This is a genomic window from Streptomyces echinatus, assembly GCF_014203595.1.
In the GTDB taxonomy this organism is placed as follows: Bacteria; Actinomycetota; Actinomycetes; order Streptomycetales; family Streptomycetaceae; genus Streptomyces; species Streptomyces echinatus.
In genome coordinates, this window is the sequence record NZ_JACHJK010000001.1 from 429,932 (window position 1) to 446,808 (window position 16,877).

General features: G+C 74.6%; 15 protein-coding genes. 11 read left to right on the top strand and 4 right to left on the bottom strand.

All coding sequences use genetic code 11. From position 1 onward, the window contains the following. Positions 1-241: 241 nt before the first annotated feature. The 3 genes from FHS34_RS01855 to FHS34_RS01865 all read left to right on the top strand — a co-directional run bounded on the left by FHS34_RS01855 (position 242) and on the right by FHS34_RS01865 (position 3,102). Positions 242-487 carry a hypothetical protein gene (locus FHS34_RS01855; RefSeq protein WP_184959519.1) on the top strand — a complete coding sequence of 82 codons (246 nt, stop codon included), beginning with the start codon at positions 242-244 and terminating at the stop codon, positions 485-487. Next, positions 488-2,701 carry a 4-alpha-glucanotransferase gene (gene malQ, locus FHS34_RS01860; protein ID WP_184959520.1) on the top strand — a complete coding sequence of 738 codons (2,214 nt, stop codon included), beginning with the start codon at positions 488-490 and terminating at the stop codon, positions 2,699-2,701. It abuts the gene before it with no gap. A gap of 125 nt (positions 2,702-2,826) precedes the next feature. Continuing rightward, positions 2,827-3,102 carry a hypothetical protein gene (locus FHS34_RS01865; RefSeq protein ID WP_184959522.1) on the top strand — a complete coding sequence of 92 codons (276 nt, stop codon included), beginning with the start codon at positions 2,827-2,829 and terminating at the stop codon, positions 3,100-3,102. 120 nt (positions 3,103-3,222) lie between these two features. On the opposite strand, the gene FHS34_RS01870 is transcribed toward FHS34_RS01865, so the two are convergent. Beyond that, positions 3,223-3,813 (bottom strand): TetR/AcrR family transcriptional regulator, encoded by a 591-nt coding sequence (locus tag FHS34_RS01870; protein WP_184959523.1) that lies wholly within the window; start codon positions 3,811-3,813, stop codon positions 3,223-3,225. A 255-nt stretch (positions 3,814-4,068) separates the two neighbouring features. On the opposite strand from FHS34_RS01870, the gene FHS34_RS01875 reads away from it, so the two are divergent. Next, the gene (locus FHS34_RS01875; RefSeq protein ID WP_184959524.1) at positions 4,069-5,598 is read left to right on the top strand and encodes an FAD-dependent monooxygenase; all 1,530 of its coding nucleotides are present in this window, start codon (positions 4,069-4,071) and stop codon (positions 5,596-5,598) included. Positions 5,599-5,905: 307 nt separating this feature from the next. Here FHS34_RS01875 and FHS34_RS01880 read toward each other — a convergent pair whose 3' ends face one another. Continuing rightward, positions 5,906-6,406 (bottom strand): MarR family winged helix-turn-helix transcriptional regulator, encoded by a 501-nt coding sequence (locus FHS34_RS01880; protein ID WP_184959527.1) that lies wholly within the window; start codon positions 6,404-6,406, stop codon positions 5,906-5,908. Between the two features lie 119 nt (positions 6,407-6,525). On the opposite strand from FHS34_RS01880, the gene FHS34_RS01885 reads away from it, so the two are divergent. The 4 genes from FHS34_RS01885 to FHS34_RS01900 all read left to right on the top strand — a co-directional run bounded on the left by FHS34_RS01885 (position 6,526) and on the right by FHS34_RS01900 (position 10,140). Further along, positions 6,526-7,479, top strand: a complete 954-nt coding sequence (locus FHS34_RS01885) for an EamA family transporter (RefSeq protein WP_184959530.1) — start codon at positions 6,526-6,528, stop codon at positions 7,477-7,479. Between the two features lie 39 nt (positions 7,480-7,518). Further along, positions 7,519-8,442 (top strand): DMT family transporter, encoded by a 924-nt coding sequence (locus tag FHS34_RS01890; RefSeq protein ID WP_184959532.1) that lies wholly within the window; start codon positions 7,519-7,521, stop codon positions 8,440-8,442. Positions 8,443-8,630: 188 nt separating this feature from the next. Continuing rightward, a complete protein-coding gene (locus FHS34_RS01895; RefSeq protein WP_184959535.1) occupies positions 8,631-9,533 on the top strand; it encodes a LysR family transcriptional regulator in 903 nt (300 codons plus the stop codon). Positions 9,534-9,864: 331 nt separating this feature from the next. Then, a complete protein-coding gene (locus FHS34_RS01900) occupies positions 9,865-10,140 on the top strand; it encodes a hypothetical protein (protein ID WP_221508409.1) in 276 nt (91 codons plus the stop codon). Positions 10,141-10,320: 180 nt separating this feature from the next. Here FHS34_RS01900 and FHS34_RS01905 read toward each other — a convergent pair whose 3' ends face one another. After that, positions 10,321-10,797 (bottom strand): DUF1203 domain-containing protein, encoded by a 477-nt coding sequence (locus FHS34_RS01905; protein ID WP_184959538.1) that lies wholly within the window; start codon positions 10,795-10,797, stop codon positions 10,321-10,323. Between the two features lie 112 nt (positions 10,798-10,909). On the opposite strand from FHS34_RS01905, the gene pepN reads away from it, so the two are divergent. Then, on the top strand, positions 10,910-13,483 hold the full coding sequence (gene pepN, locus FHS34_RS01910; RefSeq protein WP_184959547.1) for an aminopeptidase N: 2,574 nt from the start codon (positions 10,910-10,912) through the stop codon (positions 13,481-13,483). A 259-nt stretch (positions 13,484-13,742) separates the two neighbouring features. Here the strand turns inward: pepN and FHS34_RS01915 are convergent, their stop codons facing one another. Beyond that, complete coding sequence (locus tag FHS34_RS01915) at positions 13,743-14,765, bottom strand: aspartate-semialdehyde dehydrogenase (protein WP_184959569.1); 1,023 nt, start codon at positions 14,763-14,765, stop codon at positions 13,743-13,745. Positions 14,766-15,094: 329 nt separating this feature from the next. Here FHS34_RS01915 and FHS34_RS01920 point away from each other — a divergent pair, with 329 nt between their 5' ends. After that, on the top strand, positions 15,095-15,670 hold the full coding sequence (locus tag FHS34_RS01920; protein ID WP_372478567.1) for an RNA polymerase sigma factor: 576 nt from the start codon (positions 15,095-15,097) through the stop codon (positions 15,668-15,670). Between the two features lies 1 nt (position 15,671). Beyond that, positions 15,672-16,844, top strand: coding sequence for a hypothetical protein (locus FHS34_RS01925; protein ID WP_184959572.1), 1,173 nt, complete (start codon positions 15,672-15,674; stop codon positions 16,842-16,844). The last annotated feature ends 33 nt before the right edge of the window (positions 16,845-16,877 follow it).

Here is a 16,877-nt window from a genome sequence, read left to right on the forward strand (position 1 = left end):
GTCGGCCGCGGTCCGCCGTGGCCGCCCGCGCGGTTCCCCGCGCCCCCACGCACCGCGTACAGGGCCGTGCCCGGGCCGTGCCCGGTCCGCGCGCCGTCAGGGCCGTACGGGGGCCGGGCGCCGGTCCGTGGACGGATCCACCGGTGCGCCGGTTTTGCCGCGCGTGGCTCGGGGCTCACGGGGTAGGCCTGCCGTAACCCGTCCAGAGCCGAAGCATCCGGCGCACCCTAAGGAGGCCCCCGTGGCCGCATCGGCACGTCTCACGTTCCCGGCCCAGTTCAAACCCGGGGCGGACCCGTCCGCCGACACCGACGAGGCGCTGTCGTGCGTCTTCAGCGCGGAGAGCGCCTACGCGCAGGCACCGCTGACCAGCGAGCCGCCGCTGCCCGACGCCGAGCCGCTGACCAGCGAGCCCCCGCTCGCCGAGGCCGCCCCGCTGACCAGCGAGTCCGACCCGGTCCCGGACTCCTTCGCACCGGGGCTGTAGATGGCCGCGGCGCCCGAGGAGCCCCTCACGGAGGACCTCGCCCGGCTCGCCGAGCTGCACGGGGTCGCCACCTCCTACCGCCCGGCCCCGGACCGTACCGTCCAGGTCCCCGCCTCCGCCGTGACCGCCGCCCTCACCGCCCTCGGCGTCGACGCGACCGGCCCGGCCGCCGTGCGCGCCGCCCTCACCGCACGGGAACGCGAACTGCGCGAGCGCCTGCTGCCGCCGACCGTGGTGCGCTGGGCCGGCGCCGAGCCGCCCGCCGCCCTCACCGCGCTGCCCACGGGCACCCGGCTGCGCGTCGAGACGGAGGACGGGGAGATCCACGACGAGACGGCGGACCTTCGCATCCCGGGCAGAGGCGTCCGTGAGGGAGGTATGCAGGACGGAGGCGTCCGCGAGGGAGGGGTCCGGCACGGAGGCGTACGGGACGGAGTCGCGTTAGTCGCCGGCCTCCCGCCGGGTGTCCACCGGCTGACCGCCACCGCCCCCGACGGACGGACCGGTGAGACGTTCCTCGTCGTCGCCCCGGACCGGCTGCCCGCCCCGCCCGGCCGCTCCCACGGCCTCCTGGTCCAGCTGTACTCCCTGCTCTCCCACCGCTCCTGGGGCATGGGCGACCTCGCCGACCTCGCCGAACTGGCCGGCTGGGCCGGACGCGCCGCCGGCGCCGGCTTCGTCCAGGTCAACCCGCTGCACGCGGCCGTACCCGGCGCCCCCACCGACCCCTCCCCCTACCGCCCCTCCTCCCGCCGCTTCCCCGACCCCGTCCACCTGCGCGTCGAGGACATCCCCGAATTCGCGTACGCCGAGGACCGCGAGCGGCTGACCGGACTGCTGGACCGGGCCGCGCGGCTGCGCGCCGACGTCCTCGACAAGGGCGCCCTCATCGACCGGGACGCCGTGTGGGAACTGAAGCGGCAGGCCCTGGAGCAGGTCCTGGCCGTCCCCCTCGGCCCCGGCCGGCAGGCCGCCTACGACGCCTTCCGCGCCGCCCACGGCCCGGCCCTCGACGACCACGCCACCTGGTACGCCCTCGCCGAGCTGCACGGCCCCGACTGGCACCGCTGGCCGGACGGGCTGCGCGACCCCCGCTCCGCCGCCACCGCCCGCGCCCGCACCGAACTCGCCGACCGGGTCTCCTTCCACGCCCGCCTCGCCTGGCTCACCGACGGCCAGCTCCGGGCCGCCCAGCGCGCCGCCCGCGAGGCCGGCATGTCCGTCGGGATCGTGCACGACCTCGCCGTCGGCGTGCACCCGTCCGGCGCCGACGCCTGGGCCCAGCAGGACGTGTTCGCCGCCGGCATGTCCGTCGGCGCCCCGCCCGACGCCTTCAACGCCCGCGGCCAGGACTGGGGACTGCCCCCCTGGCGCCCCGACCGGCTCGCCGCCACCGGCCACGCCCCCTACCGCGACCTCCTGCGCGCCCTCTTCCGCTACGCCGGCGCCCTGCGCATCGACCACGTCATGGGCCTGTTCCGGCTCTGGTGGGTCCCCCAGGGCAGCCCGCCCACCGACGGCACCTACGTCCACTACGACGCCGACGCCATGCTCGCGATCCTCGCCCTGGAGGCCGCCCGCGCCGGGGCGGTCGTGATCGGCGAGGACCTGGGCACCGTCGAGCCCGGCGTGCGCGAGGCACTGCAGCGGCGCGGGGTGCTCGGCACCTCCGTGCTCTGGTTCGAACGTGACTGGGAGGGCGACGGCCGCCCGCTGCCGCCCGAGCGCTGGCGCGCGGACTGCCTGGCCACTGCCACCACCCACGACCTGCCGCCCACCGCCGCCCGGCTCACCGGCGACCACGTCGACCTGCGCGACCGCCTCGGCCTGCTCACCCGGTCCGCCACCGAGGAACGCGCCGAGGCCGTCGCCGACACCGCCGAGTGGCTCGCCCTGCTGGGCAGCCTCGGCCTGCTGGACAGCCCGGCGGCCGGACCGCCCGGATCCGACGAGGAGGAGGAGATCCGCGCCGTCCACCGCTTCCTGCTGCGCACCCCGGCCCGGCTGATCGGCGTCTGGCTCCCGGACGGCATCGGCGACCGCCGCCCGCAGAACCTCCCGGGCACCTGGGACCAGTACCCCAACTGGCGGCTGCCGATCGCGGACCGGGAGGGCCGGCCGGTGCCCCTGGAGGAACTGGTGGCCTCGCCCCGGCTGCGGGCACTGCTCCAGGTGCTCCGGCCGTCCGGCCCGTCCGGCCCGTCCGGGGTCTGAGGACGGGGCCGCCCGGGCGAGGCGGGGGTCCGGCGCCGCCGGACCCCGTCACGGCGGGGCGGTCGCGTGCCACTACCGGCACCCCGGGCGCGCGCGCTCATCGGCCGTTCGCTAACTTTGGCACCGTGGACAAGAAGAACGCCCTGCGCGCCGGCGCCCTGGCTGCCGGTACGACGCTGATGATGCTGCTCATGTCGTCCCCCGCGCTCGCGCTGACCCGCGACGACGGTGACGACCCCGGCTCGGGCCTGAGCGTCATCGAGACGCTGGGCCTCTACGTCATTGCCCCGTTGGTGCTGTTCGTGGTGATCGCCGGCCTGGTGATGGTGCTCGACAAGTCGCGCGCCAAGAAGGACACCACCTCGTCCAACATCGACGTCAAGTCCGGCGCCCGGGTCTAGGCCCAGGCCTGACCGGACCCCCCTGGACCGTTCGCCGGGGGCGCCCGTCCTCCCGTCGGTACGCACGCACGCGTACCCGGGTGAGACCGGCGCCCCCGGCGTTTTCGTGTCCCCGGCGGGTCAGGGGTTCGGCGCGGTCAGGTACCGCTGCACCGTCGGGCCCAGCCAGGCCACCAGTTCCTCACGGGCGAGCGCCCGGGCCGGCGGCAGCCGCAGCACATAGCGGGTGAGGGCGAGCCCCAGCAGCTGCGCGGCGCACAGCGCGGCCCGCGCGGGGACCTGCTCGGGGTCGGGGCACGCCTGCCGGGCCACCGGCAGCAGCTGCTCCTGGAAGATGCCCCGCATCCGCTCGGCCCCGGCCTCGTTCGTGGCGCCGACCCGGAGGACGGCCGTCAGCTCCTCGTTCTCCTCCCACAGGCCGAGGAAGTGGGTTACCAGCGCGCGGCCCACCTCGTCCCGCGGCACCCCTGTCAGATCCGGCAGCCGCAGATCGAGGGCGACCGCCGCGGCGAAGAGGCCCTCCTTGCTGCCGAAGTACCGCATCACCATGGACGGGTCGATCCGGGCGTCCCGGGCGATGGCCCTGATGGTGGCCCGCTCGTAGCCGTCGGAGGCGAAGCGCTCGCGGGCGGCGGCGAGGATGGCGCGCCGGGTGGCGTCGGAGCGGCGGGGCGGGGGCCCCGGCTGCTCGGGGTGTGTGCTGGCCGTCATGACAACAAGCGTAGGCCAACGAACGTAGGCCAACAAGTGTTGACTTCACTTCCAGGGGCGGCCTAGGCTGCCAACAAGCGTTGACCAACAAGCGTTGGCACACGCTTGTTGGCCTCTCCTGGGATGGCCCACGTTTGTGGCCTACCGCTGTCGGTTGGCAGCGGATGGCCAACAGGTGAGGGCCAACAGGTGAGGGCCAACAGCGGATGGCAAACAGCGGATGGCGAACGAGCGTTGGCACACCAGGAGGCCCTCATGTCCGGCACCACTGGAAACAACGGAACCAACGGAACCAACGGCATCACCGGCACCGAAGACACGCGGCGCCCTGTAGTCGTCGTCGGCTCCGGCCCCACCGGCCTTCTCCTGGCCGGCGACCTCGCCACCGCCGGCATCGCGGTCACCGTCCTCGAAAAGCGCCCCCAGAAGATCAGCAACCTCTCCCGCGCCTTCGTCCTGCACGCCCGCACCCTCGAACAGCTCGACGCCCGCCCCTCGTCCGCGCCCGGCCCGCGGAGCCTCGCCGACGACCTCGAAGCGGTGGGGCGGCCCCTCGACCGCATCGGCCTCTTCGGCCGCCTCACCATCGACCTCTCCACTCTCCCCTCCCGCTTCCGGCACCTCCTGGTCCTCCCGCAGTACGAGGTGGAGAAGGTCCTGCGGCGGCGCGCGGCGGAGGCGGGGGCCGAGTTCCGGTACGAGACCGAGCTGGCCGGGCTGAGCCAGGACGCCGACGGCGTGACGATCGAGGCCCGCGGGCCAAAAGGGCGCACGGAGTCGCTCCGGGCGGCGTACGTCGTCGGGGCGGACGGGATGCGCAGTGCCGTCCGGCAGGCCATCGGGTTGCCCTTCCCGGGCCGGTCGGTGATCCGCTCCGTCGTGCTCGCCGACGTACGGCTCGCCGAGAAGCCCCCGACGCTGCTCACCGCCAACGCGGTCGGGGACGCCTTCGCCTTCCTCGCGCCCTTCGGTGACGGCTACTACCGGGTGATCGGCTGGCACCGGGGCCGCGACGTCCCGGACAGCGCGCCGTTGGACCTCTCCGAGGTCAAGGAGATCGTCCGCCTCGCCCTCGGCCGGGACTACGGCATGTACGACGCCCGCTGGATGTCCCGCTTCCACAGCGACGAGCGCCAGGCGCCGGCCTACCGGGTCGGACGGGTCTTCCTCGCCGGGGACGCCGCCCATGTGCACACTCCGGCGGGCGGTCAGGGCATGAACACCGGTCTGCAGGACGCGGCGAACCTGAGCTGGAAGCTGGCCGCGGTCGTCGGCGGTCACGCGGACCCCGGGCTGCTCGACACCTACCAGGCCGAGCGGCACCCCGTCGGCCGGGCGGTGCTGCGCAGCAGCGGCGGGATCGTCCGCCTCGCCATGGCCAAGCGGCCCTGGACGCTGGCGGCACGCGCGGCCCTCACCTCGTTCCTCGACGCGGTGGGCCCGGCGCGGCGCAAGGTCGCGGGACAGATCACCGGCCTCGGCTACCGCTACCCCGCGCCCCGCGGGGCCCACCGGCTCACCGGCGCCCGGATCCCGGACGTCACCCTCGCCGACGGCGGCCGGCTGTACGAGGCGCTGCGCGGCGGCCGGTTCGTGCTGATCACGCCGGAGCCGTACGAGGCGGGGGCCGGGCGCGCGGACCGGCTGGCCGTGGCCCGGTGGGCGGGCGACCGCCGCACGGCCGTGCTGGTGCGCCCCGACGGATACGCGGCCTGGGCCGCCGACTCGGCCGCCCCGGCGGAGCTCGAGGCGGCCCTGGCCCGCCACCTCGGCCCCACCGCCTGACCCGGCACCCCACCGCCCACCGCCCGCACCCCTCACCACCCACCCGCCGCCGGCCCCCCGCCCGCGCGCCGACTACCCGGCCGTCACGACCTTCCGCCCGCGCAGAGCTCGCTCACCGCCGGACTTCCGCTCCAGACGCGGCTCGCTCACCGCCGGCGTCCCGCCCCCCCCGCAGGGCCCGGCCTCCCGCCCCCACCCGGCCCGCCCGCCGCCGGCGTCCCGCCCCCGCACGGCCCACCCGTCGCCGGTCTTCCGGCCCGCGTGCCGTCCGGCCATCCGGCCCGCGTGCCGTCCGGCCGTCCGTCGGCTACTCGCCCGTCGCGCTCAGCAACTCCCTCAGCAGGTCGGCCAGTTGGCCGGCCCGATCGGGGTCCAGGGCGGTCAGGGCGGCGCTCTCCTGGGCCAGGCCGGCGCCCACCGCCTCGTCGATCAGCCGCAGTCCCTCCTCGGTGAGCGTCACCTGGAGGCCGCGCCGGTCGTGCGGGTCGGGGGAGCGGCGCAGCAGTCCGGCGCGCTCCAGCTTGTCGAGCCGGCCGGTCATTCCACCGGTGGTGAGCATGAGCGTGCCCGAGAGCTGGCGCGGCGAGAGGGTGTAGGGCTCGCCGGAGCGGCGCAGGGTGGCGAGGACGTCGAACTCGCCGCGCGAGATGCCGTAGGCCTTGTAGGCCTTCTCCATCCGGTCGCCCATGGCCCGCGAGAGCCGGAAGATCCGGCCGAAGACCTCCATGGCCCGGGTGTCCAGGTCGGGGCGCACGCGCGCCCACTGCTCGATGATCGCGTCGACGGAGTCCGCTGGCTGTGGCTGCATGCCGAAAAGTATTGACCCTCTTCCACTTGTTCGCAAGAAAGTCACTTGACGCTAAGTCGCTTAGCGCTAAGCTAATCACCAGCGACCTAGTCCGAACCTCTCCCGAAGGGGCCCCTCCCATGGCCATCCGCCGCCTGGCCGGAACCTCCACCACCAGCGTCATAGCCCTCACCGCGCTCGCTCCCGTCTCCTGGGGCACCACCTACGCGGTCACCACCGAGTTCCTGCCGCCGGACCGCCCCCTGTTCACGGCCCTGATGCGGGCCCTGCCGGCCGGCCTGCTGCTGCTCGCCGTCACCCGCGTGCTGCCGCGCGGCATCTGGTGGGCCAAGGCGGCCGCGCTCGGGGCGCTGAACATCGGCGCCTTCTTCCCGCTGCTGTTCGTCGCGGCGTACCGGCTGCCCGGCGGGATGGCCGCGGTCGTCGGCTCGGCCGGGCCGCTGTTCGTCGTCGGGCTCTCGGCGCTGCTGCTCGGCCAGCGGCCGGCTCCCCGCACGCTGCTCACCGGGCTGGTGGCCGCCTTCGGCGTCAGCCTCGTCGTGCTGAAGGGGGCCGGCGCGCTCGATCTGGTCGGCGCCCTCGCGGCCCTCGCCTCCACCCTCTCCATGGCCGCCGGCACCGTGCTCACCAAGCGCTGGGGCCGCCCGGAGGGTGTCGGCCCGCTGGCGCTCACCGGCTGGCAGCTCACCGCGGGCGGCCTGCTCATCGCCCCGCTCGCGGCCCTGGTCGAGGGCGCCCCGCCCGCGCTCGACGGCCGTGCCGTCGGCGGCTACCTCTATCTCGCCCTGGCCAACACGGCCGTCGGCTACTGGCTCTGGTTCCGCGGCATTGGCCGGCTCACCGCCACCCAGGCCGGATTCCTCGGCCCGCTGTCCCCGCTGACCGCGGCGGTCGTCGGCTGGGCGGCCCTCGGCCAGGCGCTCACGCCGGTGCAGATGGCGGGCATGACCCTGGCGTTCGGGGCCACGGTGGCCGCGCAGCTCGGCGGCCGGAAGATCCGATCATTCAGGATTGCTGAAAAGAACGGTCACAAAGATTCGATGGACCTGACAGTTCCGGCGCTGCGACGGTAGAGGCGACAGACCCCGCCACCCTTCCCGGAAAGGCTCCCCGTGACCACCGTCGCGCACCGGACGACCACCGCCCAAGCCCCCCGCACCACCCGCCCGCGCAAGGCCGCCCCCCTCCTCGGCCTTGCGTGCGCGGCGCTCGCCACGGTCGTCTGGTCCGGCAGCTTCGTCACCGCGCGCGGACTGCACGACAGCGTCCCACCCGTCCAGCACGCCTTCTGGCGCTGGGTGATCGCACTGGTGGCCGTCGCCCCCTTCGGAGCCCGGCAGGCCTGGCGGCAACGGCATCTGTTCCGGCGGCACGCCCCGTACGTCCTCCTCGTCTCCCTCCTCGGCGTCGCCGTCTACAACACCCTCGTCAACCAGGCCGGCCTGACCACCCCGGCCGCCACCATGGGCATGATCATGGCCGCCTCGCCGGTGCTCATGGCCGTGCTGGACCGGCTGGGCGGCGTACGGCTCGGCGCGCGGCGCGCCTCCGGGCTGCTCCTGGCCTGCGCGGGCGTGGCGCTGCTCGTCGGCGGCGGCGCGAGCTTCTCCGCCGGGGCCCTGTGGATGCCGGCCGCCGCCTGCTGCTTCGCCGGATACAGCGCGCTGCTGCGCCGCCGGCCGGCCGAACTCGGCGGTACCGCCTTCCTGTTCATCACGTTCCTGGCCGGCACCGTGCTGCTGGTGCCCGCACAGGCCGTCAGCCTCGTCGTGCAGGGCGGCTTCCGCCCCGCCCCCGGCACGGTCCTGCCCCTGCTCTACGTCGGCGTGGTCTCCTCCGCGCTCGCCTTCTTCGCCTGGAACAAGGCCGTCGCCCTGATCGGCGCGACCCGCGCCGGCATCGTGTACTACCTCCAGCCGGTCTGCGTGGCCCTGCTGTCCTGGGCCGTGCTGGGCGAGCACACCGGCTGGCCCCGGCTGCTGTGCCTGGCGCTGATCCTGGCCGGGGTCGTACTGGGCGCGGGTTCCCGCCGCTGACCCCGCGCACCGCCCGAGCCACCCCGCGCACCGCCCGAGCCACCCCGCGCACCGGGCGACTCCGCGCCGGGCGACTCCGGCGGCGGAGCAGCTCCACCCGGGGAGCAGCTCCACGCACCGGGCAACTTCGCACGCGGGACGCTCCGGTGGCCCGCGGGAGCCGCGGGGACGGCGTGTAGCGTGCGCGCATGGCCGAGTGGGAGCTGAGGAAGCTGCGGATTCTGCGCACCCTGCGCGAGCGGGGGACCGTGACCGCGACGGCCGAGGCCCTGCACATGACCCCGTCCGCGGTCTCCCAGCAGCTCACCAACCTCGCCGCGCAGCTGGGCGTGCCCCTGCTGGAGGCCCAGGGCCGCCGGGTCCGGCTCACCGACGCGGCGCGGCTGGTGCTGGCGCACACCGAGGCGGTGTTCGAGCAGCTGGAGCGGGCGGACGCGGCCCTCGCGGCCTACGCGCGGGGCGAGGCCGGCGAGGTCCGCGTCGGTGCCTTCCCGACCGCCGTGCCCGCCCTGGTCGTACCGGCCGTCCGGGCCCTGCGCGAGACCAGCCCGCAGGTGACCGTCCGGGTCCGGGAGGCGGAGGCCGCCGAGGCGTACGACCTGCTGGCCGCCGGTGACGTCGACCTCGCCCTGTCCCTCGCGGCCGAGGCGCCGAGCGCGGCCGACCCCCGCTTCACGCACGTCCCGCTGCTGGCCGACCCGCTGGACGTGGCGCTGCCCCCGGACCACCCGCTCGCCCGCGCCGACCGGCTGACCCTCACCGACCTGGCCGCCGAGTCCTGGATCTTCGGCGGCAGCGGCCCCTGGTCGGACATCACCCGCCGGGCCTGCGAGGCGGCCGGCTTCAGCCCCCACCAGGGCCACTCGGCCTCCGGCTGGACCGCGATCCTGGCCATGGTGGAGGCGGGGATGGGCGTCGCCCTGGTACCGAGGATGGCGGCCGGCCGGGGCGCGGGCGTGGTCCTGCGGGAACTGGGCGCGGACCGCCCGGTGCGGCACGTGGTGGCGGCCGTCCGCAAGGGCGCCGGGGAGGCGCCGGCGGTCGACAGGGTGCTGCGGGCGCTGCGGCGCACGGCGGGCCGGGCGGCGTAGGGCCGCTCGTCCGGACCGGGCCGGCCCCGGGGGCCGGAGCCGCCCGCGGCGACCCGGCGGTACCCGGAGCGGCGAGGCCCCGGGCCGGCGGTCGTCCGAGATGCCGAGCGATCGAGGGGCGGCTAGCGTGTTGGAGGAGGGCCGCGATCGGGCAGTGTGCCCCACCGTCGACAAGTGCCCCGGACACGGGGCCGGCGGCCCAGGTGACGCAGGCCGTGCCTCGTCCCCCGCGGCAACACCTAGACCGCGCAGTGCCCGTTTCGCACCGCGGCAGCGGCCATCGCCCCCGTAGCGGAAACCCCACCCGAGGGCGTGGAAGGAAGGTAGGCCCATGAAAGCACAACGCGTGAGGCGTCTCTTCGCGGTATCCGCGGCGGGCGTACTTCTGGCATCAGGCGCCGCCATCAGCACCGCGGGTACGGCGTCGGCAGCCACCCCGACTCAGGTCTCCGCCTCCCCCAACCACGGCTGCTTCCGCGGCTGGGGCGGCTGTGGCGGCTTCGGCGGCTTCGGCGGCTTCAACAACAACTTCTTCGGCGGCTACGGCAACGGCTTCGGCTACGGCAACGGCTTCGGCACCGGTGTCGTGGTGGTCGTGGTGGGCTGATCACGGTCGCGGACCACCGCGTCGCCGGCCGGCGAGGCCGGACGGGCCCCCGCCCGTCCGGCCTCGCCGTGTCCGGGCCCGGACGCACGGCCCCGGCACCCCGGCCCGGACACACCGGCCCGGACGCACCGGCCCGGACGCACCGGCCCGGACGCACCGGCCCGGGGGCCGCGCGCCTGACTAGGACCTGCGCACCTCGTACAGGAAGCACCCGTACTCGACCGCCCGGACGTGCACCAGTGCCACCTCCGGGTCGTCGAAGGCGTCCGCGAGTGCGGGCGGGAAGGCGTCCGCGTCCGCCACCAGCCGGCCGCCGAGGATCCGGCCGTCGGCCGAGTAGCGGCGCAGCGTGCGGTGGGAGTTGATGAAGGGCAGCGCGCCGCCGTCCGGGCCCGGGCACTCCTCGGCGTGGACGAAGACCGGGCCCTGCTCGTCGTAGGCGCCCGGGTCGGCGCCCGTCTCCGCCGCCCAGCGGCGCAGCGGTGCGTACGAGACCAGGGCGATCCGCTCACCGGGCCCGCTGTGGCGCAGGCAGCAGCGCAGGGGCGCGCCGCCCTCCGTGTCGGTGAGCGGAGCCATCGGGCGGCCGGCGTCGTCGGCCGTACGCAGCTCCTTCAGGACCGCCGCCGTGATGGGGCGGGCGATGTGTGTCGTCATGTCCCCAGCGTCCCGCCGCGCCGCCCCGCCCACCGGCGGGATCTGGACATCGCGTTCTGTGTGGATCCCATGGAAGGATGGCGCAACCGACACATAACGAGGAGATGACCGGGTGCCTGGCACAAACCTGACTCGCGAAGAGGCGCGGCAGCGGGCCGAACTGCTCACCGTTGACTCGTACGAGATCGACCTCGACCTCTCCGGCGCGCAGGAGGGCGGTACCTACCGGTCCGTGACCACCGTGCGCTTCGACGTGGCCCGCGGCGACGCCGGGTCCTTCATCGACCTGGTGGCCCCGGCGGTCCACGAGGTGGTCCTCAACGGCGACCAGCTGGATCCGGCCGAGGTCTTCGAGGACTCACGGATCGCCCTGACGGGGCTGCTGCAGGGCCGCAACGTCCTGCGGGTCGTCGCGGACTGCGCCTACACCAACACCGGAGAGGGCCTGCACCGCTTCGTCGACCCGGTGGACGAGCAGGCCTACCTCTACACCCAGTTCGAGGTGCCGGACGCCCGCCGCGTCTTCGCCTCCTTCGAGCAGCCCGACCTGAAGGCCACCTTCCAGTTCACCGTGAAGGCGCCCGAGGGCTGGACGGTGATCTCCAACTCGCCGACGCCGGAGCCGAAGGACAACGTCTGGTCCTTCGAGCCGACCCCGCGCATCTCGACGTACATCACGGCGCTGATCGTCGGCCCGTACCACTCCGTGCACAGCGTGTACGAGAAGGACGGCCGGTCCGTCCCGCTCGGCGTCTACTGCCGGCCCTCGCTCGCCGAGTTCCTCGACGCGGACGCGATCTTCGAGGTGACCCGGCAGGGCTTCGACTGGTTCCAGGAGAAGTTCGACTACGCCTACCCCTTCGCGAAGTACGACCAGCTCTTCGTGCCGGAGTTCAACGCGGGCGCGATGGAGAACGCCGGCGCGGTCACCCTCCGCGACCAGTACGTCTTCCGGTCCAAGGTGACCGACGCCGCGTACGAGATGCGGGCCGCCACGATCCTGCACGAGCTGGCCCACATGTGGTTCGGCGACCTGGTCACCATGGAGTGGTGGAACGACCTGTGGCTGAACGAGTCGTTCGCCACCTACGCCGAGGTCGCCTGCCAGGCCGCCGCGCCCGCCTCGAAGTGGCCGCACGCCTGGACGACGTTCGCGAACTCGATGAAGACCTGGGCGTACCGGCAGGACCAGCTGCCGTCCACGCATCCGATCATGGCCGAGATCCGCGACCTGGACGACGTGCTCGTCAACTTCGACGGCATCACCTACGCCAAGGGCGCGAGCGTGCTCAAGCAGCTCGTGGCGTACGTCGGCGAGGACGCGTTCTTCAAGGGCGTGCAGGCCTACTTCAAGCGGCACGCCTACGGCAACACCCGCCTGTCCGACCTGCTGGGCGCCCTGGAGGAGACCTCCGGCCGCGACCTGAAGACCTGGTCGAAGCAGTGGCTGGAGACCGCCGGGATCAACATCCTGCGCCCGGAGATCGTCACCGACGCCGACGGGGTCATCACCTCCTTCGCCGTGCGCCAGGAGGCCCCGGCGCTGCCGGCCGGCGCCAAGGGCGAGCCGACCCTGCGCCCGCACCGCATCGCGATCGGCCTGTACGACCACGACGAGGCGAGCGGCAAGCTGGTGCGCACCGACCGCGTCGAGCTGGACGTCGACGGCGAACTGACGGCCGTGCCGCAGCTGAGCGGCCGGCGCCGCCCGGCGGTCGTGCTGCTCAACGACGACGACCTGTCCTACGCCAAGGTCCGCCTGGACGAGGACTCGCTGAGGACCGTCACCGAGCACCTCGGCGACTTCGCCGAGTCCCTGCCGCGCGCCCTGTGCTGGGCCTCGGCCTGGGACATGACGCGGGACGCCGAGCTGGCCACCCGCGACTACCTCTCGCTGGTGCTGTCCGGCATCGGCAAGGAGTCCGACATCGGCGTCGTGCAGTCCCTGCACCGCCAGGTCAAGCTGGCCATCGACCTGTACGCCGACCCGGCCACCCGCGAGTCGCTGCTGACCCGCTGGACCGACGCCACCCTGGCCCATCTGCGCGCGGCCGAGGCCGGCGGCGACCACCAGCTGGCCTGGGCCCGGGCGTTCGCGGCGACCGCGCGCACCCCGGAGCAGCTGGACCTGCTGGAGGCCCTGCTCGACGGCACGCAGACCGTCGAGGGCCTGGCCGTCGACACCGAGCTGCGCTGGGCGTTCGTGGAGCGGCTCGCGGCCGTCGGCCGGTACGACGAGGCGGAGATCGCGGCCGAGTACGAGCGGGACAGGACGGCGGCCGGTGAGCGGCACGCGGCCACCGCCCGCGCGTCCCGTCCGACGCCGGAGGCGAAGGCGGAGGCCTGGGCCTCGGTCATCGACTCCGACAAGCTGCCCAACGCCGTGCAGGAGGCCGTGATCGGCGGCTTCGTGCAGACCGACCAGCGGGAGCTGCTCGCGTCCTACGCGGACACCTACTTCGAGGTCCTCAAGGGCGTGTGGGAGTCCCGTTCGCACGAGATGGCCCAGCAGATCGCCGTCGGCCTGTACCCGGCGGTCCAGGTCTCGGCCGAGACCCTGGCGAAGACGGACACCTGGCTGGCCGCGGCCGAGCCGAGCGCGGCCCTGCACCGGCTCGTCTCGGAGTCCCGCGCGGGCATCGAGCGTGCGCTGAAGGCCCAGGCGGCGGACACCGCGGCGGTCTAGCGGAGCGTTCTCGGGGGCGTCCGGTGCGACACCGGGCGCCCCCTTCGCGTCCCCTTCCGGGTCGCCTCTCGGCCTTTCGCGCTCTGCTTCTCGCCCACTCGAGGATGTTGAGCGTCCTCGTGGGAACCCCCGGGGTGGGCCTGTCAAGAGTGGCCGGTGCGTCGCGGGGTGCCCGGGGGCGGTCCGGCTCCGGCCCCGCGCCGGCACACGGAAAGGGGCGGCCACGTGACCGTGACCGCCCCTGTGCCGCTCGGGTGACCTACTTCTTCGCGGACAGCTCCGCCGCCACCAGCTCCGCGATCTGCACCGCGTTCAGCGCGGCGCCCTTGCGGAGGTTGTCGTTGGAGATGAACAGCGCGAGGCCGTTGTCCACCGTCTCGTCACGGCGGATGCGGCCCACGAACGACGGGTCCTGGCCGGCCGCCTGCAGCGGGGTCGGGATGTCGGAGAGGGCGACGCCCGGCGCCTTCGCGAGCAGCTCGGTGGCGCGCTCGGGGGAGATCGGGCGGGCGAAACGGGCGTTGACCTGGAGGGAGTGGCCGGAGAAGACCGGCACGCGCACGCAGGTACCGGAGACCTTGAGGTCCGGGACCTCCAGGATCTTGCGGGACTCGTTGCGCAGCTTCTGCTCCTCGTCGGTCTCGTTCAGACCGTCGTCGACGATGCTGCCCGCGAGCGGGAGCACGTTGAAGGCGATGGTGCGCTTGTAGACGCCCGGCTCGGGGAAGTCGACCGCCGCGCCGTCGTGGGTGAGCTTGTCGGCCTCGGCCGCCACCTTCTGCACCTGGCCGTGCAGCTCGGCCACGCCGGCGAGACCCGAGCCGGACACCGCCTGGTAGGTGGCGACGACCAGGGCTTCGAGGCCGGCCTCCTCGTGCAGCGGCTTGAGGACCGGCATCGCGGCCATCGTGGTGCAGTTCGGGTTGGCGATGATGCCCTTGGGGCGGTCGGCGATCGCGTGCGGGTTCACCTCGGAGACCACCAGCGGGACCTGCGGGTCCTTGCGCCAGGCCGAGGAGTTGTCGATCACGACGGCGCCCTGGGCGGCCACCTTCTCGGCCAGCGCCTTGGAGGTCGCGCCGCCCGCGGAGAAGATCACGATGTCCAGGCCGGTGTAGTCGGCCGCCGCCGCGTCCTCCACCGTCACGCCGTCCAGCACGGTTCCGGCGGAACGGGCCGAGGCGAACAGGCGCAGCTCCGTGACCGGGAAGTTCCGCTCCGCGAGGATCCTGCGCATGACCGTGCCGACCTGACCGGTGGCTCCGACGATTCCGACCCTCACAGCGACTCCCTCTATGTGTCTCTTGCCTGACCGGGGCGTTTCCATCATGCGGCCGACCCCGGCCCACCTGTCCAATTCTTTGCCGTGCGTGCCCGAGGAATGGGACACGATCTCCCCGCGGACGGTTCCACATGTCCGCTGGGCGCGTCCCTGAGCTGCATAAATTCCCTACGCTGTGGGCCCGCGCCGGAAGCTGTGCTGTCCCGCCCCTGCCCGTCCGGGCGGCGGCCATACGAAGGTGTGACGTACGCCTCCGTGGCCGGCCGCGGCGGACCGAACGTTTCGGCCCGCCGCCGCGTCGTAGGGGCAAACGCGTGAGGGGGTGGCTTGTGCTGCGCGGAAAGGCGCGCCGTGACCAGCGGTCGTCGGTCGCCGGTACGGACCGGGCGGACCGGGTCGACCGGATCGACTCGGTCGGCGACGATCCGCTGGACACGGCCCAGGAACGGCGGGTGCGGGCGGTGCTCGCGCTCGGCGGGGTGCCGCAGTCGGACCTGCCGGACGGGGTGCAGCAGGTCCGGCTGCGGTTGCTGGAGCGGACCGCGAGCGGCCGTGAGGCGCCACGGGACGTGTCGGCGTGGGCCGCGGTGGTCGCCTCCAACCTGGCCATGGACTGGCACCGGGCCAAGCGGCGCCAGGAACGGCTGGGGGAGCGGCTGGCCGCGCTGCGCGAGCCGGCGCACCCCTCCGGCGAGGAGACCAGCCTGCTCTCCCTCGCCGTCGCCCGGGGCCTGGACGAGCTGCCGGCCGCCCAGCGGCAGGTGGTCGTGCTGCGCTTCTTCGCCGACCTGCCGGTACGGGGCATCGCCGAGGAGCTGGGCATCCCCGAGGGCACGGTCAAGAGCAGGCTGCACACGGCGGTCCGCGCCCTGCGCGACCGGCTGCACGAGGACGAGGTGGTGTGACATGACCGCCGAACACGAGGCCCCGCACGGCGCGGGGAGCACCGGGAACGCGGGGAGCCCGGGGAGCGCCGGGGGCGCGGCGAACGCGGGGAGTGCAGGGGGACGTGGGGAGTCCGGGCGGCACGAGGATCACGAGCACCGCGAGCAGCACGGGGAGTACGGGAAGCATGGGGACTTCGGGGATTCGGGGGAGTTCGGGGAGTACGACGGCATGGACGCCTTGATGGCCGCGATCACCGGCGACCCGCTGCCGGAGGAGGCCCGCCGGGATCCCGTGTTCCTCGCCGAACAGCGGGCTGCCGAGGCCGACGTGGCGGTACTGCGGGACCGACTGGCGTGGCTGGCCGAGGCGCTGACGGGGGACGAGCGGGGGGAACCGGCGGAGCGCTCGGTGACCAGGGACGCGGCGCCCCGGAACGCGGTGACCGAGGACGCGGCTGCCGGGAGCGCGGTGACCGGGGACGAGGTGGCCGGGGGGACGGCGGCGGACGACGGCGTGGGTGCCGTGCCTTCCGCCCGCCGCTCCCGGAGCCGCACCCGCACCGCCGGATCGGTCCGCCCTGCCGGCTCGGTACGTCCCGCCGGCTCGGTCCGCCCTGCCGGCTCGGTGCGTCCCGCCGGCTCGGTGCGTTCGTCGCGGGCGGGGCGGACGCGTGGGTCTGGCCGGGCGTTGCGGATCGCGCTCGGCTCGCTCGCCGGAGCCGCCGCCTTCTCCCTCGCCCTGGGCGTCGGCTGGCTGGTGACGAACGGCGGCGTCGGGGGCGAGAACGGCGGGTCGGCCAAGAGCGCGGCCGACGCCGCGGGCAAGGAGGTACGGACCGCTGTGCGGCCGGCGGACCCGGAGCGGGAACTGGCCTGCTCTCCACTGGTCGTGGAGGGCACCGTGACGCGGGTGCAGCGGCGGGAGGAGGACTCGTCGAGCCGGGTCACGGTGACCGTGAGCCGCTCCTACCGGCCCGCGCACGGCCCGGCCGAGGTCGGCTTCCTCGTCGACGGGGGCATGCGGCCGGTGCCGCGCACGGGACAGCACGTGCTCGTCGTGGTCGGCCGGGGCGAACGGTACGCGAGCCGGTGGGCCGTGGGCGACGCCCGCGTGGCGGCCGAACGCGCCTGGATCACCGACGCCCTGCCCGGCGCCCGAAACCTGGCCTGCCCCTCCGGCGAGGCCCCCTGACCCGGCCGGGGCGAGGGGTGTGCGGAGGGGCGG

What these genes read in the sequence shown, in the direction of transcription:
- FHS34_RS01895 (WP_184959535.1), top strand. Translation starts at nt 8,631, where the DNA reads ATGGCCGAGTGGGAGCTGAGGAAGCTGCGGATTCTGCGCACCCTGCGC.
- FHS34_RS01900 (WP_221508409.1), top strand. Translation starts at nt 9,865, where the DNA reads ATGAAAGCACAACGCGTGAGGCGTCTCTTCGCGGTATCCGCGGCGGGC.
- FHS34_RS01925 (WP_184959572.1), top strand. Translation starts at nt 15,672, where the DNA reads ATGACCGCCGAACACGAGGCCCCGCACGGCGCGGGGAGCACCGGGAAC.
- FHS34_RS01870 (WP_184959523.1), bottom strand. Translation starts at nt 3,813, where the DNA reads ATGACGGCCAGCACACACCCCGAGCAGCCGGGGCCCCCGCCCCGCCGC.
- FHS34_RS01875 (WP_184959524.1), top strand. Translation starts at nt 4,069, where the DNA reads ATGTCCGGCACCACTGGAAACAACGGAACCAACGGAACCAACGGCATC.
- FHS34_RS01880 (WP_184959527.1), bottom strand. Translation starts at nt 6,406, where the DNA reads ATGCAGCCACAGCCAGCGGACTCCGTCGACGCGATCATCGAGCAGTGG.
- FHS34_RS01885 (WP_184959530.1), top strand. Translation starts at nt 6,526, where the DNA reads ATGGCCATCCGCCGCCTGGCCGGAACCTCCACCACCAGCGTCATAGCC.
- malQ (WP_184959520.1), top strand. Translation starts at nt 488, where the DNA reads ATGGCCGCGGCGCCCGAGGAGCCCCTCACGGAGGACCTCGCCCGGCTC.
- FHS34_RS01905 (WP_184959538.1), bottom strand. Translation starts at nt 10,797, where the DNA reads ATGACGACACACATCGCCCGCCCCATCACGGCGGCGGTCCTGAAGGAG.